We start from the raw sequence: 24237 nt of genomic DNA, 5'->3' as shown, positions 1-24237 counted from the left end.
ATCGGGACACGAATGAATTCTTACTACTGAGACACAGAAACACCAGGACCCACTGAATAATTTTGGAATTCTATACCAGCACATGCGCTCTGGAATCTTGAATTGTTAAATCTTTTGGCTCCTTAAAACCACAATAGGCACACTAGAGCACAATACATCAAATCCGGTAAGCAAGTGCTCCTAAGTTTGCCACGGTTTATAAAACTGAGGTAAGTAAGCATTGATATGATTGTCTGCGCCAACCTTAGGTTTCGTCCCGGCCTGCATCTATCAACGACCTGATCTAACAAGTTTTCTTTCAACTTGTTAGGTCTTCTTGCTTTTTTTATCCCTCCGCGTTCTCTGCGAATTCTCTGCGCACTTAGCGTTTAAATTAACCGCAGAGACCGCCGAGGTCTTACGCAGAGGGCCGCAGAGAGCTATCTGTAGTAATAGTATGCTTGATTCTTTTACCACAAAAACACCAAAATACTAAAAACCACAGAGTATTTCTAGCATCCTATACCTGCGCAAGCAGCCTGGAATCTTTGAACCGATAGCTATCGGGAGAGCTCAGCAAAGCTAAATTTTGAATCACTTCACCACCTTCGCGCTATTCATTGAAACCTCTCTTTCTCAGATTGTCAGACAGGATTTACAGGATTGACAGCAATTTCGGATTTCGGATTTCGGAATTACCTTCGGTGAACTCCACTACGCTCCGGTTCGGATTTCAGCCATCAGCCAACAGTAAATACATTGTCTTACCTCTTACTTCTTACTTCATACTTCTTTCATCCGACCTCCGACTTCACCACACCACCTTCGCGCTATTCATTGAAACCTCTCTTTCTCAGATTGTCAGACAGGATTTACAGGATCTGCTTCTTCTTAAATCTTTGAATTCTTGAATTCTTGAATCCTTGAATTTTGAATTCTTGAACCGACCGAAGAGCCTGTCCCGAACTCTTTTTCGGGAGAGCTCAGCGAAGCTAATTCTTGAATCACCTCACCACCTTCGCGCTCCCCACCGTCTTATCTTTATACACTAAACGTAGCAAATACATCCCCGGTACCCAGTGTGAAGCATCGAATTGTGCAATAAGTTGTCCCTGAGTAAGTTTTTGTTCTGAAATAAATCTGCCACTCAGATCAAAAACCTGCAAGGTGCTTTGCTGCTGGTAGTTGCTTTGGTAAAGGGCGGTATTTAAACCTTTGTTGTTGTTTCGGATGGCAATAAACTCCGGCAACCGCACCTGAAATACATCGTTTGCCGGGTTGGGGTAAACCTCCATAACCGCTATATCGGGCAAGGTGGCAAGGTGGGCTGCGCTTACCACAATATCGCACTCCTCCATACCAATGGTATCGTGTGGTGCTACACCACCGGGGCAGGCGTAGTCATATACCCGGGGGGTGGGGTCATACACATCGTCCTCAAGGGTGGAGGTGAGTTTGAAAAGAAAGGTATTTCCAGGCGGGCCATATGGGTTTTCTGCATCAGCGCTACCGGTAGCCAAAATTTTATTGTCGTGGGTAGTTGAAACTCTGTAAACGGAACCCCAATAATCATCAAGTAATATACGGTTGTTAATAACATTCCCGAATGTATCAATAATGGACACATCAGAAGGGTATCTCCACCAATTATTTTCAAATATTTCAGAAGCTCCTGTAATAGCGATGGTACTATCAACCATCCAGCACAGATAGCCATTAATACTCTTTGATTCATCCTGAATATAGTATTCCAGATTTGAACCATTTACCTTTTGTTTTCGAAGTGTTTTTTTATCATAGTTGTATGGATATGTTTGTGTGGTGATGGTACTTCCTGCAGAAAACAGATTTCCTCGGTTGTCTTTAATAGTCTCGTAATCCACTCCTCTTAATGAATCATTGTCATAATGCATAACTTGCCAATTAATTACACCGCCGTCTGGAGCAATATGCAATTTGACAGGTTTAAGACTCACATATGTTGATTGCCCGTTATCATAATAGCCAAAACCGGTTACAATTGTGGAGCCATCGTCCAGTGCAAGAATATCGCATGGTATATTATCAACAATTGTATCTGAATCGTATGTAAACAGCCATTGAATCTGGCCATTAAGGTTCATTTTTACAACACCGATGTCGTTGTTGGGTACATTTAAATTATAATACAGACCGATAAAGCCATCATTCGTCTGTACAACATCAGTTCCGGAATTACCAGTACCCAACAAGCTAATAAGTGTACACCAATCCAACTGCCCACATTTATTCAGCTTAATAAAAACCGGATCATTATAAAAACCAAATGGATCTTGTTCAAAAAACCGTGTTGACATCGCTATAACTACTCCTGAATCGCTGGTAGCTTCCATATTATTTGTCAAGGATAAATATTGTTCCTGTCTTCCAATTACTCTGTCCCACAGTACATTGCCATTGATATCAGTCTTTATCAGCCAGCCTGAAGTTCGCAGGCCATATTGACCAAGATTTTCTGCAAGTAAAATTATGCCATTATCGTATGATTCATAAGCCACTTTACCTGATGTATGTGTACCGGGATTGATGTATATCTTAGGCCACGTTTGGGAAATAACTAAAAACGGTAATAAAATAAAATAAGAAAAAAATATGAAAGACTTGATTTTCATTATATTAATTTTTAAACAAACCTGCAGGCAGCTCTGGGCCTGCAGGTTTGCCGGTTTAAGAAAACTACCTGATGACCAACTTGGTGGATAATACTTTATTGCCACCTTTTAGGATTAAAGTATAGACGCCTGAAGGCAAACCTTCAGTACGAATAAGGTGCTGGTTGATGCCGGATTTCAGGTTCTCCGACCTTATTACGCGCCCATCCTTGCTTAATAGTTCCATAATACACCTTCCTTCCATGTTGTAACTTACAATGGCATAATCGTTGGCAGGGTTAGGGAAAACATGGATACCTGTTTTATCTTCCTTTACCTTCCGGGGATTATCAAATGATGCTATTGCTGACTTCAGGGCGGTGTCAGGAACCGGAATAACCGCTTCATAATTCATTAAACGATAAGCTGTAAGCAGGTTACGGGCTGTAATACCGGCAGGATTGTCGTTTAAAACAAGATTCTGAAGGGTTAATAGTGCAGAAGTGTCATTCTGCAAAATATAGGATGTATCGGTTGCAAGCTGATTTATAATTTCAGCAAGTTGATCATACCCGTCTTTGTAACTCCGGTGATTTTCAGGTATCGATGATAAGTCCATATTCTGAATTGCAGTCAGGCCAACCCCTGTATTCCCTTCATCAAACCAAGTCCAGGTAGATTTGTAGGCAGAAAGTGCATCTGGAATCTGATTCAGCAGCCAACGTAAACTGTCGGTTTTGTTTTCATCCTGATAAGCCTGCATCAAAAGGGTTCTTGATAAGGATTTTTCTGCCGAAAGATCAGAAATGTTGATTTCAAGCGCCTGTCTGGCGCTGATCTGATTTCTACCGGCATTGATTTCTGTCCATATACTTTCAGGCAAGGATTCGTTTCGCTGCTCAAGCGCCTCAATTACCTCTTTTGATTTGGCAGAATGAGGATTGGCAACCATTACATCCCTGATTAGGGCGCTGTTCAGTACTTCTTCCTTTTCTGCTGCTTTTACAAGAGCTGTGTCACTCAGGTAAGGCGAAGCGCCCAATAATTCATCGTGTAACCATAAGGCTTCAAAAGGAGCGCTTGAAGTAATGTTATTTACAGTTAAAGGCGTGTCACCATCATCAGTAAGTAACTCAAGTTCTGATTTAGTATTGGTAATTTGACCATCCATTAATAAAACACCAGCAAGCAGTTCTTCTTTTGAATCTTGAGGAATTGGTATCGGAGGACAAGCAGAAGGTCGATCAAATTGATTGTTTTCATTTTCAGTTAAACTAACCGTTTTTCTAAAGATTCTGACTTTATCATTATCCGGTCGTATCACGATATTAGGATTATTGTCGGGATGGTGGAAATACTCAATCGGTCTGCACAGCTCATTGTCGATGTTGAAATAATCAGCGGGATTCGAAAAAATGTTTCCCGCCGGAGCTTTAGGATCATCAGCCGGGCTGCCCTGGTATTTTTTAATTCCCTGGTTAAATATCCAGGTATTTTCGCCGGGTAGGATTCTGACATCATTTTTATTGTACTGAAATACATTACACTTAATACACAAGCCTTCTGAATCACCATTCCGGTTTTCCCCTTCAACAATTATTGCATCATCCATGTCAATAATTGCGTTATTGTATATCAGATTTTCATGAGGGCCTGAATTCTTGATATACATACCTACTTCGCTTCTTAAACGATTAGTAGTGGACTTTATGGTATCATTTTGGATCATATATCCGGTGCAGTATTCAAGATAAATTCCAGATCGGGTATTTGTGGGATTACCGAATAATAATGGTTGTGCAAAAAAATTGTCTTTAATTGTGATATTATTCACTCCACTTGCGAAGATTCCCTTGTTGCATTTTCTGAAAACGGAATTTCTGACTTTAAAACTCCTGTTAGAAAGTGAAGCTGTTGCATAAATACCATGTGTCAGGTTTTCAAATACACTTCTTAAATATTTCTGGTTACTCATGATACCATCAACCAGAAAGTTAGAATTGTACGATCGGATTCCAGCATTGATTTTAACTCCGGTTTCAATTGTGAAAGTACACTTTAGGAAGTCTATTCCAACAACACCATTAAGATTTGCATGGCAGTCGATACCGGTAAATGTTTCGGGGAATGCAGCATTTGCTGAAAAAGTACAGTTAGTGAAATAGCTAGCATTGTTATTTACATAAGGCGAAAAACTCACCCCAATGTAATTGTTTACGAAATAAGCGTTTATTGCCTGAATGATTCCACCCCCATTGCCGGAAGGTACACCCGGAGTGACGGGATTGTCGGTGGGATTCATTGGTTTATCAAGTAAAATGCCGGTACGGGCAAGTTCAATTTTACTGTTGTTTATAACAATATGTCCCTGGTTTGTTGATGGAGTTTGGGGAAGTGAAGGATCTCCCCACACTTCGACCCCTGCCCAAAGTTCAGAATTACAGGTTGCTGTTAAATTGCTATTGGTTGTCATCTCAAGTTTAGCGCCTCTGGCTACTTTAACTTTTGCAGTTCTGAAAAATCTTAATTCAGTGTTTGAAAGCGTAAGTGTTGCACCGGGGGCGATGTAAAGGTCGTCTAAAAAATTGTAATTTACATTGGACCAGGTTGTATTTGATGAGATGATTTTTGATGGAGGAATTCCTAAAAATTCATCTTCAAATATATCTATTCCTCCAATGCCTATTTCATAGCCGGATTTCAGATCAATATTGGTTTCGTTATCAACAAAAATATTTGCACCGGGTTTTACGGTTAGTATACCTCCTGGCTCAACAATCAGTTTTGCCTGTCCCCTCAATACCAGATTCGCGCAACTTTCAACGATAAGCTCACTTCCGGTCTTTATGGTAAGTGTTGCATAATCTTCGAATGTTGTTACACTTGTGCTTAAAATATGAATTTTGCTTTTCTCTGTAACATCCATCTTGCTCTGGCCGGAAAATGTCATCAGGCTGTTTTCCTTGCAAAAAAACTCTGTAACAGGCGCGTATTGATTTGCAATCGGATCTTTGTCAACCTGGCAGGGGGTTAAATTCTGCTTTAGTTCAACGACACTTCCGTTGCTCACATACAAACGGTCTGTCATCGCAATTTTCCCGGTCCATACTACATCGTTTTCAACAGTGTTCCTGTTCCAGTCAATCGAAACCTTGTAATCACCATTTGCGAGTGGTGCCATAAATATGCTGAGACCACTGAGATAAATTGTGTTATTATCCGTTATAGCCGCTTTTTGAATTTCGTCACCGAAAACTTCATTGTAATATGTTGTGGTTGGCACCGGAGCAGGATTTGTAGAGAGGTTAAAAAAGCACTCACCCCGAAAAGGGTCGCGTTCATCCATCAGATATGGCAATGAATCATTATCAATCCATTGTCCGTTTACATAATGGTACTTTGAAAATGCTCCGAACGCATCATTCACTGTAAGCGGATTGTTGCCGGTATTATTCAAATGAGCCATGATATCATTTGTCCCCATAAATGGGTTTGGATCATTTTTTCTTGCACGTTGCAATATGTCCTTATCCCCCACACAGTGGAAAATTTTATAAGCAGGATTTGGCGCGGAATAATTAAAATTTCCTTCTGCCGAGATGGGCTTGAGGTGGTCAGATTGGCCGCTTGGCCTGATCACGGTGCTTTCTCCTGTGAGGATATCTTTTCCAACCTGATAATATGCATAAATGCCGGGCTTACCTTGTGGCCTGCAATAGTCATCAGTGTTGGAAAAAGTGAGAAAATCAATTTTTCCGTTTGTGCCTATTTTATGGTGTTCGAGCCAGATATACTGATTCCTGGCACCTTCATCTACATAGGGTAGCTTTATTCTGATTGCATCGCCAGTTGTAACAAAATCTCTGAGTATGAAAGTTTTATTACCATCTGTAACAGAAATATCCGATACCTGGTTGCTTGCGGCAATGTATGAATCAGTAGTATTATATATCGGATTTTTCCAATGCAGCCACCACCTGTCGAAAGCATTTGCCGAAACAAGCCCTGTACTGCTTTGACCCATCAAACCATATCCTCCCATCATCTGAAGGAAAACCCTGCCTGAGTTGTGATCCCATCCGTTTCCACCCCCGTAATGCATATTGTTGTCTGGCGCAATCAAAGCATGTCCCATCTCATGATTCATTACACTAACCGGGTTTAATACCCAGGATTCAGAAGGGCCTGAGCAGAAAATCAATCCGGCCCTGACTTCATAAGTGTTGTCATCACTAAATAAAATAGGGCTACTTGAACTAAACATTCCACCTATCTCCGCTTCATATGTGCCATAACCTGGTTTTGAGTTTCTAAACATTACACTCCCGAAATGTATTTCTTCATCTCCCCCAGGTAGTTTGTAGTCAGAAATATCATCATGCCCGAAAATGGTTGTTAACCCACCATTTTCATTAATATAATCTATTGTTCGATTAAATAGGTCGCCTTTCTCAAATGTGCCGGTTGAGCCTTGTACGCCAGCGATTACATAAGATTGTGGAATATTAACAACAATAAAATCACCAATCAAATGCAGATTACCAAAAGATGATTCGTAATACTTCTTTGTAAACATGCCATGAATATTACTTTCGTCTTCTTCCTGTATATCAAACAGATCTTCCAACCATGTTGGGATTGTTCCGGGCACGTTAATTCCAGCCTGCGAAATACTTATATGAGGCCATCCGATGTTATTACCTGAAACTTCAGTGTAGGGATCCTGACCAGGGGTAACATCATAAATAATGTTAATAAGTATGTTCAGCATCCGGAGATTAAGATTGGGGTTGATAAAGGCGCCATCCCATGAATTTATAATTCCTGTTGGAGAAAGCAAAGGACTCTGCTCGATACCAGGGTTAATTTCCCGTATATCCCATGTTGCTTGCGAAAAAACGGTGTACCTGACTAATAGTATCAGGATAATAAACAAAATCTTTTTCATTGTTTTATTTTATTTGGTTTGATAATTATGATTGTGAATACATGAGGATTTGCAAAATTCATTAAGTCTGTGTGCAAATCCGGTTTATTGTTATTAAAAAGCAGTATGAATTCATTTAGCGGAGAATATTTAAAACTACGGAGGCACAACCCAGCAATGGCGAAGCCATGGACAAGGCAATACTATACCAAAGCGGGTTGTGCGGTTATTAGTAAAAGGTTGTAGTTGTTTGTGAAAGCGAGAAAGAAAACTATTGTCAGTAGAAAAATTATATTCAAGGTATCTACACCTGACATCATTATGACTGGCTTTATTACAATAGCATCGGTGTTCAGCCTCTCTCTCTCTCTCTCTCTCTCTCTCTACGTATTTGCATATTCCTGAATTATTTCAAATAGAAAAAATTATACAATTATACCTCCTGAATCCCTTATAATCTGCTAAAATAATAAATATCCGGTTAAATGGATATTTTTTTTAAATTCAGAATTATTCTAAATAGTCTTATCATTATATCAGAAAAGACTGCCCGGGGCAATGGAGTGTATTTTCATTAAATTTGCCGGGACCATACACTGTTTCAAGCAATGCTGGCATGGTTGCTGGTCATTTTCGGTCAGGAGTTTTTTTCTGAACAGGCCAGGCGGTATTTCCGGTTTGTACAACAGGCGGGATTAACTTATTATAAAACAGAATTATTATGTATATCGTAAAATATGTCCTGTGGGTGTCGGTGATTGTAATTTTACCGGGCTTGTCCGGCATACGGGCCCAGTCGCCCGGCTGCACCGATCCGCAGGCGCTTAACTACAGCCCGGCTGCCGGGGTGAACGACGGTTCCTGTCTTTACCCGCCGGTTTCTCTGATGCCAGCCACCCTGGTAAGGTCGCTGCCGGCCACCGTGAAGGAAACTTCCGGCCTGATCTTTCTGGATGGCTTTCTGTGGACGCACAACGACAGCGGGGGAGAACCGGTGCTTTACAAACTGGATACCCTCAGGGGAAAAGTGCGCGCCACGCTGACAATCACCAACGCGCGCAATGTAGATTGGGAGGAAATAACCCAGGATCAGGACTATATCTATATCGGAGATTTCGGAAATAACCTCGGTAACCGCAAGGACCTCTTAATTTATAAAGTCTCCAAAGCCGCCATCACCGGGGCTGAAAACGGTGAGGCGGAGGCGGAAATCATTCGTTTTGCTTACGGCGATCAGTTGGACTTCAACATCGCCAACCGCAGCAACAACTTCGATTGTGAAGCCATGCTGGCTTCCGGCGACAGCCTGTACCTGTTCTCGAAAAACTGGGCCGATCAGCAAACGCGGCTGTATGCCCTGCCCAAAACGCCCGGAGAATACATTGCCCGTCCGAAATCTTCGTTCAACGCCGATGGGCTGATTACCGGCTCCGACATTTCACCTTCGGGCAAAGAGGTGATGCTTTGCGGATATAAAAATTACAGTCCCTTTATCTGGCTCTTGTATGATTTCCGGGATGCTGACTTTTTCGGCGGCAACAAACGGAGAATTGACTTTTCGGGCCATACCGGCACACAAACGGAAGGGGTTGCTTACCTGAGGGATTACGAAGCCGTGATTTCATCGGAAAGAACAGCGGTCAGTCCGGCCGGTTTATTTAAAATATTTACCCGCCCCTGGACCGGGAATATAGGAGATTCCCTTCCGGATGCATTCAAATAGTTAACTTCCGGCTTTGCATCCTGAAAATCCTGTTTTTCTCAGAACATGTGGGCCACGCTGAGTTAATAATCCCGGGTGGATTTCCGTTTTATATCTATTCGGATTATCTTAGCTGAAAATTCTGAAACCGATGCGTGCAGGGGTGTTACATCTGGCTTTGCTTTTTCTGTTTTTTTATCCTGCCCCGGTTTTTGCCCAGCATGAGGCTGACGGCAGGGTGATGAAGATGCATCAGAAAGCCCTGGCCTACTACCATGCTTCGGCTTATGAGGATGCCCTGAAGGAAACGGAAAAGGCGCTGAAGGCGGACCCCCTGTTTATTGAATCCTGGCTGCTGCTTGGCGATATACACGCCCTGAAAGGCAACCGCCCTGACGCGATCACCGCTTACTCCAGGGCCATCCGGCTGAATCCGGATTTTTTCCCGCCTGCGTTTTACATACTGGCCAATTTGCAGTTTGCCGAAGGGCAGTATGAGGACTGTATCACTGCTTACGAAACCTATCTGCGTTATCCCACGGTGAAGCCGGCTGAAGCGGCGCGGGCGGAGAAAAATATGAAAACTGCCCGTTTCCGGATGCACGCGCTGGCCAATCCGGTGCCCTTTGAGCCACTGAACCTTGGCCCGGAGATCAACACTGAAGGCTATGAATTTGTGAACTACATCAGCGCCGACGGGGAGCAGCTCTATTTTACCCGGAGAACCCCCAAAGGCATTAAGCGGGATGAGGATTTTTTTGTTTCCACCCGTGTGAATGATTCGGTATGGGGGCCTGCCCGTGAACTTGGCCCCCCGGTTAACACCGAAGGGGATGAGGGCGCAATCTGCATCTCGCCCGACGGTCAGTACCTGTTTTTTGCCGCCTGCGACAGGCCCGATGGTTACGGCAGCTGCGATATTTATTTCTGCCGCCGCGAGGGCGACCGATGGAGCGAACCGCGCAACACCGGCCCTGAGATCAATACTTCATACTGGGAATCGCAACCGGCTTTTGCCCCCGACGGACGCACTCTTTATTTTGTAAGCAACAGGCCGGGCGGCCACGGCGGAAGCGATATCTGGATTTCATTGCTGCAACCCGATGGCCGGTGGAGTCAGGCCGTGAATGCCGGACCGGTCATCAATACCGCTGAGGCCGAGCGTGGCCCTTTTATCCATCCCGACGGGCAAACCCTGTATTTCTCCTCCAAAGGGCATCCCGGCATGGGCGAAGGTGATATTTTTATGAGCCGTAAAGATGAAGCCGGCAACTGGTCACCACCGGTGAATCTGGGATACCCGGTGAATACCCCGGCCGATGAAGTTACCCTGGTCGTTGACCAGCAGGGGCGGTATGCTTACATCTCCTCGGCCATGGAAGGCGGCTCCGGCATGCAGGACATTTACCGTTTCAGGTTGCCGGAAGCTGCCCGGCCACTGGCTGTCACCTATATGAAAGGCATTGTTATCGACAGTATCAGCGGAAGCAGGCTGGGCGCCGATTTTGTCCTAAGCGACCTGGAGACCGGGAAAGAGGTGGTGAAATCGCGTTCAAATCCCGTTACCGGTGAATTCCTTGTTTCCATTCCCGCCGGCAGGATGTATGCCCTGAATGTGGAGAAACAGGGTTATCTTTTTTATTCCGTTCATTTCTTTATCGGGGATCAAGCGGGGATTGAGCAACCCTATTTACGCGATGTGCTGCTGAAGCCGCTGCAGAAGGATGAAGTTACCGTGCTGCGCAACATCTTTTTTGAAACGGACAGCGCCAGGCTTCTGCCGGCATCCATGGTTGAGCTGGAGCGACTGCTGCAGTTCCTTCAGCAAAACCGCGCCCTTTCGGTAGAGATCAGCGGCCACACCGACAGTACCGGGAGCGAGGCCCATAACCTTGACCTGAGCCGGCGTCGGGCAAAGGCGGTGTATGACTACCTGACCGCTCAGGGCATAAGCGAAAACCGCCTGACTTACAGAGGGTATGGCGCCATGCAGCCTATTGCCGGCAATGAAACAGTTGAAGGAAGGGCTACCAACCGCCGCACCGAGTTCAAAATTACCGGTGTGGATGGGGATTATTAACCAAAGATCAGTTATAACAATTCATTGTTGTCCGGAAAAAACCGGATAATGAACTTAGAGATTACCTCCGGTGAGCTCCCTTTGGTCGGTTCTTCGCTCCACGATGTTACGCTCAGAAAGACAATGTTTTAGGATTCAAAGGAGGGGGCTTGGTGGCGGCGAAGCCGCCACCAAGCCCCCTCCTTAAAAAACACATGCAAATTGCAGTCTTTCTGAGCGTTAGCGAAGAATCTCATGCTTTTTCCCGGACAACAGTGATAACAATTATAAATTTGCATAAAGCTTTAAGTCATGAAAAACTTCCCCCTTGCCGACCTCCTTGTTATTGTGCTGTTTACCGCTGTGTTTCTGCTGTTTCATTATTTTGGCATTGAAGAAATCCTGTCGGATTATATCCTGATTGTTGCACTGATTGCTTACTTCACCGGCAAGTTTGTGATGAAAATGCAGACCCGGAAAAATTCACGTAATTAACAGATAAAATCGGGTGACGTGCAGGCCGGCAAATGTCGGGCATATTGAGCAGATTGGTAATTTTGCCGGGCATTCAGCCTTTTGTTATCTATGTTCCGTTTCCTTTCAGTTCTGCTTATGCTGTTGATGCAGGCTCCATTGCTTTCGGGGCAGACCATCTATACAGCCGGAAGGGACGGCGCCTGGCAGTTCGGTTTTTCTGCCACGGGGAATGCAAACCGGTACAACAATCAGATCATTAACCAGCTGGCGCTTTCCCACCGGAAAATTCCGGAAAAAACAACCTTTACATTTTTTTACCGCTACAACCTTGAGGTGCGTTACGGACAGGGAAGCATGCTGGAGGTCATGCTCACCTTTCATCCCTCCATGTGCAGCGGCGACGTTCAGATACGCGGGTTTGACCTGTCGCCTGTGCTTATACCGGCGCAGATGAAGTGCAGGGTTGTGCTTGAGCATCCGGTAAACGGGGTGATCCTGCAATCCGGAGAAATGCCGCTGCGCACCGACTCCCTGCATTTGCCGCGGAAAGTTATTTCCTTCCCCGACAGCCTCTGGCGTGAAGGATGTCTGGTGAAAGCAGATTTCATACATTTCGGATTTGATGCCGAATCCTATGCCAGGGCAGAAAAGGAGTTGTTTTACATACGCGACTACGAAGCCGCTTCGGCCATGGCTGATACCCTCGAAAAGAGGATACGGGCGGCAAGGATTACCAGGCACACGGCCGCCGAAGCGTTTGCCATTTCCGTGTATGCAGGTAAAACTGTCCGACTACTGCGGGAAGCCTCAAGCGTTAATTCGCTGATCGTACCGGGAAAAGATCCCGCTGGCCTCGCGGAAAAGCAGCGGATTGCAGCTTACAAGGCCGGAGATCTGGATTCTTATCTGCTGCAACAGGGGGCAAAAGGACCTGGTGCGGGTAATTTGTACAAAAACCTTGGATACGGTTATGCGCGCCAGCTTGAGGATGCATTGCGCCTTTCGCAAAAGGTGGATTATTACAGCTCGCCGTTTTTTTACCGGCTTTTTGCCAACGGAATCAGCGCCTCGCATCTTTTCCGCTTAAAGGAACTGGCCCGGGCGTATACCGGTTCCCGTGGCATGCCGGATCCCGATTGGGGTCGACTTTCGCATGAAATGATTTTCGCTTATCTGCTGAAATCAAATGAACTGATTGCCGATGACCGTTTTGCCGAGGCGGTGGACCTGCTTTCGGCCGGTGTGAAATTCTGCTCGGTAAATCCGGAAGCCGGCCTGCCAGACACCCTGACCCGCAGGCTGAAAGAGGCCAGAAGCGGGCTGACCGCGGCTTATACCCGGGTGGTGAAAAAAGCCCTGAAAAGCAACCTTCCGGTGATAGCGGAGAAATACCTGGCCGAAGCGGAACAATACGTGCTCAAATATAACCTTGACGATGGTGAGGCCACCGGTTTTACATCTTTGTATCAGCAAATGGCCGATATGTACCTGGTAAATGCAGGAAACCTGCTGCAAAAAGGGAATTACAATGGCGCGTTGTCCGAACTTGATAAAGTCAGGAATATCTCATTAAACCGGCAGGGGATTGTGTTGGGACACACCTATACTTCAACCCTGAAGAAAGCCGTGGATGGCCGGTTTGAAGAAATAGTGGGATTGACAAAGGCATTGCTGCAAACGGGTAATTATCAGCGGGCGGGCCAATCGCTGGATGAAGCCCTGGGTTTTGCCGGCAATTATCCGGTTTATCAGCCGGATATGACCCTGGTAGACAGTCTCCGGCGCATGATAGCCGGACAGACCTACCATGCCCTGCTTGCAGCCGCCTGGCAGGATAAACTGGATCGCAACAAGGAACAATTGATCCTGCACATGACCGAAGCAGCCCTTACCGCGCGCAATGCCGGGCTGGAGCATGTTGCCCTGTTTGATTCACTGGTTCAGGATGGGGTAATTCCCTACCTGAACGGGCTTTATTCCACCGGAAGGCTGAAACTCTGGGCCGGGGAACCGGAAGAGGCTTTGGGTTATTCACAAAAGGCTTCACAACTGGCCGCTGTTATGGGTGTTGCCAATCTGCCGGCACTGAAAACGCAGCAGGACGAACTGGCGCGTCTGGCTGATGAGTCGCTTTGCAGCAGGATTCGCGGAGAACTGGAGTCGCTGATCGGGGAGGCGTCGGCTTTGTTGCAGCAGAACAGGTTTGATCAGGCATCGGAAGTCATCATCGAAGCGCGCGAACTTATATACAGCCGTTCCTATTGCGGACTCAGCACACAGCAACTGAACAGGGTGACCGAAAAGTACCGCCATCCGGTCCGTTGGAATGAAATGCACAGAACTGCCCTGCAGCAAATTGCGGAGGGAGATTATACGGAGGGGATCAGGAAACTCAACGAAGCGGAAGCTTTATTTACGCACTACCGCATGGATACCCTCGGATTGGTCAGTTCAGGCCTGTTCGAACTGGCCATGGCGACGGATGAGCTGAGGCTGATCGATTATACAACCGGCTATTACATCACCCGCGGCCATTACGACAAAGCGATTCAGCTTACCGAAAGACTCCGGAGTTCAGGGATGGGTGAAGATGCGGCCCGCCCGCACCTTGAAAGTCTTGGAAGAGGGCTGGCATTGCGCGACCTTTCGGAAACCGGAGAGGTAGATGTCAAATTGATGCTGCGGATTTATACAGGTGGAAATAAATGGTACCGGCGTTTTGCGGAGGTCTATCGTTTTCATATCCTTAATCACTGAATACCTGCAATTTAACAACCTGTTTCCGGTGAGCCGGATGGCCTTGCCGGGATATTATTTTGCAGGTTCAGGGGTTTTTACTATGTTTGAAAATTCAAATACAGGAATACTGTGTTCCTGTATGAATGTATAATATAAATGGGACTAACCGAGAAATCATAAATAAGACCAACGATGAAACTTTTACTGATCAGTAACTCAACCAATCCCGGTGAGGAGTATCTTGGCTGGCCCAGGCAGGATATCAGCAACTTCCTCAAAGATACCGGCGTAAAGCGGATTTTGTTTATTCCATATGCCGGTGTGACTGTTACCTATAACGACTATGAAGCAAAGGTAAATGCTGTTTTTCAGCAGTTTGGTTATGAAATTTATTCCATCCACCATGAGCAGGACCCCATCCGTGCCGTAGTTGAAGCCGAGGCCATTGCCGTTGGCGGCGGCAATACGTTTCACCTGGTCAGGGAGATGCAGCGCACCGGTATCATGCAGGCCATCAGAGGCCGTGTGCTGGCTGGAATTCCTTATATGGGATGGAGCGCCGGCTCCAATGTGGCATGTCCCACCTTGCGTACAACCAACGATATGCCCATCGTAGAACCCGATAGTTTCAACTGCATGGGACTGATCCCTTTCCAGATCAATCCGCATTACCTGGATGCACATCCTGCCGGACACGGAGGGGAGACCCGGGAGCAACGCATCGAAGAATTTATTGCCGCCAACCCGGGCGTTTACGTTGCAGGGCTTCGGGAAGCCACCTCGCTTCAATACGATAACGGCAATCTTAAACTGATTGGCCGCCATCCCATGCGTATTTTCCGTTATGGAACCACTCCAAGGGAAATTCAACCCGGTTCAGAGGTCGGTTTCCTGATGCTGGATTAAGCTGAAGATTCAGACAAGAAGGGGCCCGGTGAAATTGTTCGCCGGGCTATTACTTTGTATAATTGTTTGATATGTATTTCGTTAAGATATTTTTGGTGATTGGTTTGGGTGCCAGCGGCCATTTTCGTATATTTGTTTAATCAAAGGAGCAAAACATTAATCACCATATAAATTTATCGTCATGAAATTTGAATTACCTCCGCTTCCTTATGCACCGGAAGCCCTTGAACCTGTTATCAGTGCAAAAACAATCAGCTTCCATCACGGAAAGCACCACCAGGCTTATGTGAATAATCTGAATAATCTGATCGTGGGTACCCGTTTCGAGAATGCCACCCTTGAGGAAATCATCCGGGAATCGGATGGCGGGATTTTCAACAACGGCGCACAGGTCTGGAATCACACATTTTACTGGGAAGGTCTCGGCGGAAAAGGCGGCACACCTGCCGGCAAATTGCTTGAGAAAATCAACACTTCTTTCGGAACTTTTGAAAACTTTAAGGCGGTTTTTGCCGATGCTGCGGCCAAACTATTCGGTTCAGGATGGGCCTGGCTCGTTGAAGATCAGGAAGGAGCCCTTAAGATCGTGCAGACTTCCAATGCCGGCAATCCACTGCGTGATGGTCTGAAGCCGCTGTTCACCTGCGATGTATGGGAGCACGCCTACTACCTCGATTTCCAGAACAGGCGGCCTGATTATATCAGCGCCTTCTGGGACATCGTTAACTGGGACAAGGTCGCCGAAAGGCTTTAATCTTATGAAACGGGGCAATCAAAAAGGTTGCCCCGTTTGTTACCATGCTTTATACCCGGCTTTTTCCAGCGTCTTAATCAGGCTCTCCTTTACTTCTTCCGATTCAACTTCTGCGGTCAGCTTTCTGTCGGGATCCGAAAGGTCCACTTCCCAGCGCGTCAATCCCTCAGTGTCGTCGAGTCCGGGTTTTACTGCAGCAATGCACCCATTGCACTTAATGTTGGTCTTAAGTTCCAGTTTGATCATTTAAACTAAATTTACAAGGGTCAACAATCGCTGAGGCCGCAGTGTTCATCATAGCGGTCTATTTCTATAGTCACAAATTCAAACCCGGCGGCTTTCAGCGTGTCGCGTACCTGTTTCTTCAGTTCCGGATATCCTTCAGCCGGAAATCCGCGCTCTGTCACCACGTGCAGGGTATAAACATGGGTCATTCCGTCGATGGTCCAGGTGCGTATGTCGTGTATTTCGTTAATTCCCTGAATTTTCATTAGCTTTTCTTCCAGTTCGGGAATGTCGCTGTCGGCAGGGGAGGCCTGAAGGAAAATGCGCAGGGCTTCCCGGAGGTTTTTCAGCGCGTTATAGATTATAAACAGGGCAATCATTACGCCCATCAGCGGATCGAGCCAGAGCAGACCGGTAAACCGGATAACAACAGCCCCGATCAGCACGGCGGCCCAGCCCAGGGTATCTTCGAGCAGGTGCAGCCTCACTACCTTCTGGTTGATTGAATCTCCCTTGCTCAGTTTCAGGACTGCTGCGCCGTTAAAGATAATCCCGAGAATGGCCAGCCAGATCATTCCCTCTGCATAGACAGGTTCAGGGTTCAGAATCAGCGGAATGGCGCGGCTCAGCACAAATATGGATGCACCCAGCAAAAAAACGGCATTTACCAGCGCCGCCAGGACCGGAAACCTCTTGTATCCGTAAGTGTATCGACTGTCGGGCTTCCGGCGGGCAATGCGTTCGGTGTACCAGGAGAGGCCAAGCGAAAAAGTATCGCCCAGATCATGCACCGCATCCGAAAGAATGGCCACAGAGTTCGTCAGGATACCCCCGATGATCTCGATAATGGTGAAGGAGGCATTCAGGAAAAATGCAACCGCGATGTTCTTCTGCGGATCCGGCGTATGGTTATGTTGATGGTTAGTCATGGGTGTTGCAGGAGTTCTGTTTCCGTAATCCTGATTTATCAATTGTTTTGCAATGAATTAATGATTTGTTATCTGAGTCTCAGACTGTTGAGTACCACCGATACCGAGCTGAACGCCATGGCGGCACTGGCAATCATGGGATTGAGCAGCAATCCCGTAAACGGGAAAAGCAGGCCGGCAGCAAGCGGAATCGCTATCACATTGTATCCGAAAGCCCAGAAAAGGTTTTCTTTGATGATCTTATTTGTTTTGCGGGAGAGCAGTATGGTTTCGGCAACCTGCATCAGGTGATGCCCGGTAAGTGTGATGCCTGCGGCCTCTCGGCTGGCGTCCGTTCCGCCTCCCATGGCAATGCCTGCATCGGCCCGGGCCAGAGCAATCGTATCATTGATGCCGTCGCCGGCTACGGCCACTTTCCGGCCGCTGGCCTGCAATTCCCTGACGATGGCAGCTTTATCTTCAGGCGATGCCGTTGCCCTGAAACGGGTAATCCCGGCCAACCGGGCAATTTGCGCGGCGCTTGCCTGGTTGTCGCCGGTCACCATGTAGGGTTCAATTCCTGCGCTGCGGAGCGCTTCAACCGCCTGAACGGCGTCATCACGAAGGGTGTCGCTGAGGGCGGCTATGGCGAGTATTTCAGTTGAATCCGTTAATAAAACCAGCGAGGCGGCCTGTTTATCATATTCGCTGAGTATGGTCAGGACCTCTTTATCCGGAACAATGCCTGTTTCTTTTAAGACAGCCGGGCTGCCGGCAAAATAGCGTTTGTTCCCGACTTTACCGGTAATGCCCTTGCCGGGGAGGTCGGTGAATTCTTCAACCTCAGGAATGACGGTTGATTCCGTTGAAATTCCTCTTGCAACGGCTGCCGATAAGGGATGAGCAGACAAGGCCGTGAGGGCTGAGAATGTGCTGTTGATCTGATCCTGTGAGCCGTTCCCCGGATAATGAACCTGAATCAGTTCAGGTTTCCCTTTGGTGAGTGTTCCGGTTTTATCAATTACAAGAACATCGGTTTTTCCGGCCGTTTCAATACTTTCTGCATCCCTGAAAAGAATTCCTTTTCCGGCACCATGGCCGATTGCCGCAATCAGCGCTGTCGGCGTGGCCAGCCCGAGCGCGCAGGGGCAGGCGATAATCAGCACACTGATGGAAGTTACAATGGCATAGGTGAGCGGCTGATCCGGAATGATCAGGGCCCAGACTATGAAAGTGGCTATACTGATAAGGATGACTGCAGGGACAAAAACGGCTGATATTTTATCTACCAGCAACTGAACCGGTGGTTTTGAGTTCTGCGCTTCGTCAACCATGGCGATGATGCGCGAAAGCGTCGTTTCTTTTCCGGTTTTCAGCGTGGTTACCTGAAGCACACTGTCTTTGTTAATCGTCCCGGCCAGCACCTGGTCGCCGGTTTTCCGGAAAACAGGGACAGGTTCTCCGCTCATCATACTCTCCTCAATCCAGGAACCTCCCGAAACAACGATGCCGTCAACGGGAATCACTGCCCCCGGTCTGATAAGCACGGTATCGCCCGGTAAAAGATGCCTGATGGCCACTTCTTCCTGATTGTTTCCTTTCAGCCGGATGGCTGTCTGAGGCTGAAGATGCATCAGCCTGCTGATGGCCGCCGAAGCTTTTCCCCGGCTTCGTTCTTCAAGGAACCGGCCCAGCAGAATCAGGGTGATGATAACCACAGCTGACTCGTAATAGACATAGGCGCTGATGCCGTCACCCGGAATAAAATCAGGGAAAAGGGTATTGATAAGACTCAGCACAAATGCCGCCGCTGTGCCGATGGAGACAAGGGTATCCATATTGGTCTTTCCCCGCACCCCAAGCCTGAATGCATTCAGGTAAAAACCCTGTCCGGAATAAAATATAACCGGAAGGCTGAGCGCTAGCAATAACCACTGTACCGTTGTTGATGGATGATGCCACAGCATGGAAATAACAAATACCGGCAGCGAAAAAACTGCGGCTGTTACGAGCCTGCGCCTGAGCGTATTATGACGCTTCAGTTCCAGTTGTTCAAAGGTCTCATCTTCATCGCCGGCGGAGATAACAAGGTCATAACCAATGGGTTTAAGGGCCGCCTGAAACTGGTCAAGGCTGACCTGCAAAGGATTAAACCGGATGTGGACGGTGGAAGTGGCATAGTTTACCGAAGCCGAAAATACACCGTTGAGAGAAGTCAGCATACTTTCTACGCTGGTTGCGCATGCGGCGCAACTCATTCCGCTCACGGGTAAAGTGATATCAGTATAAACAGGTTTCATGATGCTGATTCGGGACTGCTAATTTAGAACATTTCTAAATATAAGCCTGAATGGCTGTGTTATTCATGTTGATAAAAAAAATTATAATCTTTTGTCCTAATTTGAATATTTGTTTAGAATTAATTTATTTTTGAACCTGTTAACAAAATCAGTCAGGTACTTATGATGATAGTTAAAGACTAACATGAGCTGCAGGCTGATCGTCACTTCCTGTTTTTTTAACTAAAAGTAAAACAACGTATTATGAAGAAAACTTTACTGTTTGTGACATTGTTTTTAATGACCGCGGGGCTGATGGCCCAGCAGGTGTTGTTTGAAGACTTTTCAGAAGGGGAAATGCCTCCGCAGGGCTGGACCATTGATGCCCAGACTTCCAACTGGTCAGTAAGCTCCACTTCCAACGCCGGTGGTTCATCTCCGGAAGGACACATGTCATGGTCGCCCCAGTTCAATACAACTACCAGGCTGATTTCACCTTCACTTGATCTTACCGGGAACACAAAGGTGTTGTTGCAGTTCAGGCATATGATCGATCATTACAGCGGCAATTACCAGATAGGCGTTGCCACCCGTTCAGATGGAGGTGCCTGGGCCGTGGCCTGGTCGCGGACCATCAGTGCCAGCGTAAGCGCAGAGCAGGTTTCAGTGGTGATAGAGGATGCCAATGTTAACAGCGCCGGTTTTCAGTTCTGTATCTATTTCAGTGGAAGCAGTTATAATCTGAACGACTGGTTTATTGACGACATCAGCCTGATTATTCCAGCCAATACCGATGCTGCCGTTACCCATATCAATGTGCCGACTTATTTTACAGGCCCCATGGATGTCGCCACTACGGTCACCAACCTGGGTTTGTCGCCGCTGACGAGCCTGAAGTTGAACTGGCAGGTAGATGATCTGGAAGTGCACACCGCTACGCTCGATGCGCTGAATGCGGCGCTTGGCGAGACTATCCCCTTTACTTTTCCCGATCAGCTTGAAATAAGCGCTGGCATATATAATCTCAGGATCTGGGTGAGTGAGGTCAACGGCGCCACTGGACCCGACGACGTTGCAACCAATGATACCCTGGCAAAAATTATCAGAATACCAACCCAGACACTTCCCAGGAAGCCTTTCTTCGAGGAATTTACCAGCAGCACCTGCGGGCCCTGTGCCTCGTTCAACAATGGGGTACTGAATCCCTTCGTGAATCAGCACGGGGAAGAAATCGTGCTGGTGAAATACCAGATGAACTGGCCCGGCTCGGGAGATCCTTATTACACAGAGGAAGGCGGAAGCCGTCGAAATTATTACGGTGTAAATGCGGTACCCATGTTATTCGTTGATGGAAAGAATGTAGCCACTTCATCACCGGGTGTGAATACCGCCTTTAATAATTCTATTGCCAATCCTGCATTTGTCGCCATTTCTGGTCAATATACCATTACGGGAACGGAAGTGGGCATAAATGCTGAAATAACCAGCTTCACCGATATTGACAATGCCACCCTGCATGTGGTGATTTTTGAAGGCGTGACAACCGGAAACAAAAGAACCAACGGTGAAACTGAATTTCACCATGTAATGATGCGTTTGTTGCCCGACGGTAACGGCAGTCTGTCGACATTACAGACAGGGGTACCGGTTCAGATCAATCACCTGGTTGATATGAGCGGTACAAACGTGGAGGAAATGGAAGACCTGTTTGTTGCCATATTCCTTCAGGACAATGTCACAAAGGAAGTGTTCCAGGCTGAATATGCTACGCTGACAGGTGCACTGATTAATACATATCCGGCCAATAGTGCTGTTGGCGTGCAGGTTGACGAACCACTCACCGTTACATTCAGTCAGCCCGTAAGATTGTCGGGCGGGGAAGAACTTACTGCTGCAAATGCATCGACCGTGTTTTCACTTGAGCGGACAGATAATTCAAAAACTCCGGTTGAATTCACCGCAGAAGTCAGTGAAGACAAGACCATGGTGACACTGACCCCTGTTGCGCCGCTTGCCGGAGGCGCCCAATACACGCTGACTGTTCTGCCCCTTGAGAATTACAGTGGAATGGCTACGCATACCTGTGTAACTTATTTTACTACTGAAACAACTACTGGTACGGCCATTGCTGATGTATCTGCTTTAAGGGTATTCCCGAATCCGGCAGTTGAGTATACTGAGATTTCAGGATTGGCTGCCTGCGGCCGTATTTACGATATTACCCTTACAGACCTTTCGGGAAAAGAAATCCGGAAGTTTGCAGTACCCGTTTCCGGCAGTGATCTTGCAAGGTTGACAATGCAATCCGTGCAGCAAGGTTTTTATCTGATCCGGATCAGGGCTGAGAAAGAAAATCAGACATTAAGGATCGTTGTTTTAAACTGATGTGAAAAAGCCGGCAACTGTAAAAATTTGCCGGCTTTTTTTTGATTTTAATGTTTTTTAAAAACAATAATGTATATATTTAGAACCTTAAAGAGGGAGCTTGTCTTGTTTTCTTAAATCAAACAAAATCAACACATTATGAAAAAATCATTACTTTTATTGGCCGGAGTTTTCCTGTCATCTTTTCTTTCTGCCCAGGTATTGTTCGAAGAGCACTTCAGCGGGACGACTTTTCCTCCTGCGGGGTGGATGGTGTTCGGTAATATGCAGAACTGGACTTCATCGCAGACAAACAATGCGAGTGGTACCGCTCCGGAAATGCGGGTAAAGGGAACCCCTTCATTTACCGGAACCCAACGCATCATTGGTCCTCAGATCAACACTACCGGCTACACTTCAGTTATCATCAGGCTGAAGCATATGTTTGATCATGCTGACGGCAACTCCAGTCCGATTACCCTGGGTGTTGACACCCGTTCAAATAACGGAGCCTGGAATTCCGTGTGGTCAACCAATGCCACAACTGATATTGCCGCACAAACACTCACGATTGCTGTAAGCAATGCAAATGTCGGGGCTGCAAGTTTTCAGTTCAGCATCTATGTGAACGGCTCAAGCGCTAATATGAAAGACTGGTATATTGATGATGTGGAAGTACTGGTGCCCCTGGAGCGCGATGCCGCGATGTCGATGATTGATGTGCCGGCATTGTTCGTGGGGAACAAGGCCGTCAAAGGGGCTTTTGCTAATCTTGGACAGGAAGCCGTCACATCAGCTGAAGTTAGCTGGCAGGCTAATGACGGAGAGATTTTCACCACTGCTTTTTCCGGTCTGAATGTTGTTACCGGAGGGTTGTATAACTTTGAATGTGCCGATTCGCTGATTCTGCCAACCGGAGTTTACGATCTGAAAGTGTGGGTTGCCAATGTCAACGGACTTGGCAATGACCTGAATACCGCCAATGACACCATGGTGAAATCAGTTTCGATTCCGACAGCGCTGATTCCCTACCGTCCTTTGTTCGAAGAGTTTACCAGTTCAACCTGCGGACCCTGTGCTTCATTTAACAATGGGGTGTTAAACCCTTTTATTCAGCAGAATGGGGATAATCTTACGCTGATTAAATATCAGATGAACTGGCCCGGCAGCGGTGATCCCTATTATACTGCGGAAGGCGGAGTCCGTCGCACTTATTACGGCGTAAATGCCGTTCCTGATCTTTATGTTGACGGAAAGAAAACCGGCACCAATTCGGCAGCGGTTAATGCTGCATTCAGCGCCACTTATGGAACCTACACTTATGTTGACATCGTTTCTACCCACGAAATTCAGGGAAATAATGTAATTATTGATGCCAATATTGTTCCTTTTGCCAATTATCCGAATGTTAAGGTTCATATGGCGATCATCGAAGAGGTAACCACGCAGAATGTTGCAACCAATGGTGAAACCGAGTTTCATCATGTGATGATGAAAATGGTACCTGATGCCAATGGCACAACTGCCAACCTGGTTTCCGGTGAAACGCTCAACCTGAAACATACTGTTGACATGTCAACCACCAACGTGGAGGAAATGGATGACCTGATGCTGGCCATTTTTATTCAGGATAATTCAAACAAAGGAATCTTTCATTCGGGTTATTCTCTCGAAATAGGTGCGACAACCACAATAAATATTGATGACAACGCAGTCAATGTTCCTGTTAATCAAACATTCATAATTGATTACAGCCAGGCGGTACGGATGATCGGTGGCCAGGCCATTACCAACAGCAATGTTGCCCAACTGATCAATTTCCGTGAAGGCGCGGCTACAGGTGCTCCGGTAGGATTTACCGCCACCATCAATGCGGCTAAAACCCAGATTGTCGTGGTTCCCAATCCCAGCCTGAAGTATGATCAGCGTTACTATTTCAGGGTTGATGCGGTTGAGAATATGACCGGGGTTGCTACGCTGCCGGTGACCCGCAACTTTACTACCCTGCTCAATGTTGGTGTTCCGGTAAATGAAGTTGTGAAACACAGCATTTATCCCAATCCCGCAAACAGCACCCTTTACATCAGTGATGTTACGGGCATTGAGCGTGCTGAAGTTATCAGTGTAGTAGGTAATGTTGTGATGTCGGTCAACAATTTCGGAACTTCTCGCGGCGAAGCCGGAATCGACATCAGCAACCTGCCTTCAGGCTTGTATTTTATCCGCCTGCTTGGCAGCAACAAGGATATCACTGCCAGGTTTATTGTTTCACGGTAAGTGAAAGTGAC

Annotated in this window: 13 protein-coding genes; 8 read left to right on the top strand and 5 right to left on the bottom strand. The window is 46.7% G+C overall.

Translation table 11 applies throughout. The annotated features are described in order from the left end of the window. Positions 1-983: 983 nt before the first annotated feature. Positions 984-2630, bottom strand: a complete 1647-nt coding sequence (locus TBC1_RS14410; protein ID WP_062044426.1) for a T9SS type A sorting domain-containing protein — start codon at positions 2628-2630, stop codon at positions 984-986. A 64-nt stretch (positions 2631-2694) separates the two neighbouring features. Next, the gene (locus tag TBC1_RS14405) at positions 2695-7557 is read right to left on the bottom strand and encodes a T9SS type A sorting domain-containing protein (protein ID WP_062044423.1); all 4863 of its coding nucleotides are present in this window, start codon (positions 7555-7557) and stop codon (positions 2695-2697) included. Between the two features lie 700 nt (positions 7558-8257). Here TBC1_RS14405 and TBC1_RS14400 point away from each other — a divergent pair. The 6 genes from TBC1_RS14400 to TBC1_RS14375 all read left to right on the top strand — a co-directional run bounded on the left by TBC1_RS14400 (position 8258) and on the right by TBC1_RS14375 (position 16173). Further along, entirely contained in the window at positions 8258-9259 is a 1002-nt protein-coding gene (locus TBC1_RS14400; RefSeq protein WP_062044421.1) for a hypothetical protein, read from the top strand. Between the two features lie 130 nt (positions 9260-9389). Beyond that, positions 9390-11318, top strand: a complete 1929-nt coding sequence (locus TBC1_RS14395; protein WP_062044418.1) for an OmpA family protein — start codon at positions 9390-9392, stop codon at positions 11316-11318. A gap of 291 nt (positions 11319-11609) precedes the next feature. After that, positions 11610-11792, top strand: a complete 183-nt coding sequence (locus TBC1_RS14390) for a hypothetical protein (RefSeq protein ID WP_062044415.1) — start codon at positions 11610-11612, stop codon at positions 11790-11792. A 90-nt stretch (positions 11793-11882) separates the two neighbouring features. Next, positions 11883-14531, top strand: coding sequence for a tetratricopeptide repeat protein (locus TBC1_RS14385; protein ID WP_062044413.1), 2649 nt, complete (start codon positions 11883-11885; stop codon positions 14529-14531). 174 nt (positions 14532-14705) lie between these two features. Beyond that, positions 14706-15419 carry a dipeptidase PepE gene (gene pepE / locus TBC1_RS14380; protein WP_062044411.1) on the top strand — a complete coding sequence of 238 codons (714 nt, stop codon included), beginning with the start codon at positions 14706-14708 and terminating at the stop codon, positions 15417-15419. A gap of 181 nt (positions 15420-15600) precedes the next feature. Beyond that, positions 15601-16173, top strand: coding sequence for a superoxide dismutase (locus tag TBC1_RS14375; protein WP_062044408.1), 573 nt, complete (start codon positions 15601-15603; stop codon positions 16171-16173). A 39-nt stretch (positions 16174-16212) separates the two neighbouring features. Here the strand turns inward: TBC1_RS14375 and TBC1_RS14370 are convergent, their stop codons facing one another. The 3 genes from TBC1_RS14370 to TBC1_RS14360 form a co-directional block, all read right to left on the bottom strand. Continuing rightward, a complete protein-coding gene (locus TBC1_RS14370) occupies positions 16213-16419 on the bottom strand; it encodes a heavy-metal-associated domain-containing protein (protein ID WP_062044405.1) in 207 nt (68 codons plus the stop codon). Positions 16420-16439: 20 nt separating this feature from the next. Continuing rightward, the gene (locus TBC1_RS14365) at positions 16440-17327 is read right to left on the bottom strand and encodes a cation diffusion facilitator family transporter (RefSeq protein ID WP_062045600.1); all 888 of its coding nucleotides are present in this window, start codon (positions 17325-17327) and stop codon (positions 16440-16442) included. Positions 17328-17395: 68 nt separating this feature from the next. After that, positions 17396-19606 carry a heavy metal translocating P-type ATPase gene (locus TBC1_RS14360; protein WP_062044402.1) on the bottom strand — a complete coding sequence of 737 codons (2211 nt, stop codon included), beginning with the start codon at positions 19604-19606 and terminating at the stop codon, positions 17396-17398. Positions 19607-19849: 243 nt separating this feature from the next. Between TBC1_RS14360 and TBC1_RS14355 the strand changes: the two genes are divergently transcribed. Beyond that, positions 19850-21970, top strand: a complete 2121-nt coding sequence (locus TBC1_RS14355) for an Ig-like domain-containing protein (RefSeq protein ID WP_062044399.1) — start codon at positions 19850-19852, stop codon at positions 21968-21970. Between the two features lie 138 nt (positions 21971-22108). Further along, positions 22109-24226, top strand: a complete 2118-nt coding sequence (locus TBC1_RS14350) for a T9SS type A sorting domain-containing protein (RefSeq protein ID WP_062044396.1) — start codon at positions 22109-22111, stop codon at positions 24224-24226. Positions 24227-24237 lie beyond the last annotated feature (11 nt).

It is taken from the genome of Lentimicrobium saccharophilum (assembly GCF_001192835.1).
Taxonomy (GTDB): Bacteria; Bacteroidota; Bacteroidia; order Bacteroidales; family Lentimicrobiaceae; genus Lentimicrobium; species Lentimicrobium saccharophilum.
This window is presented reverse-complemented; position numbering and strand designations above follow the sequence as displayed.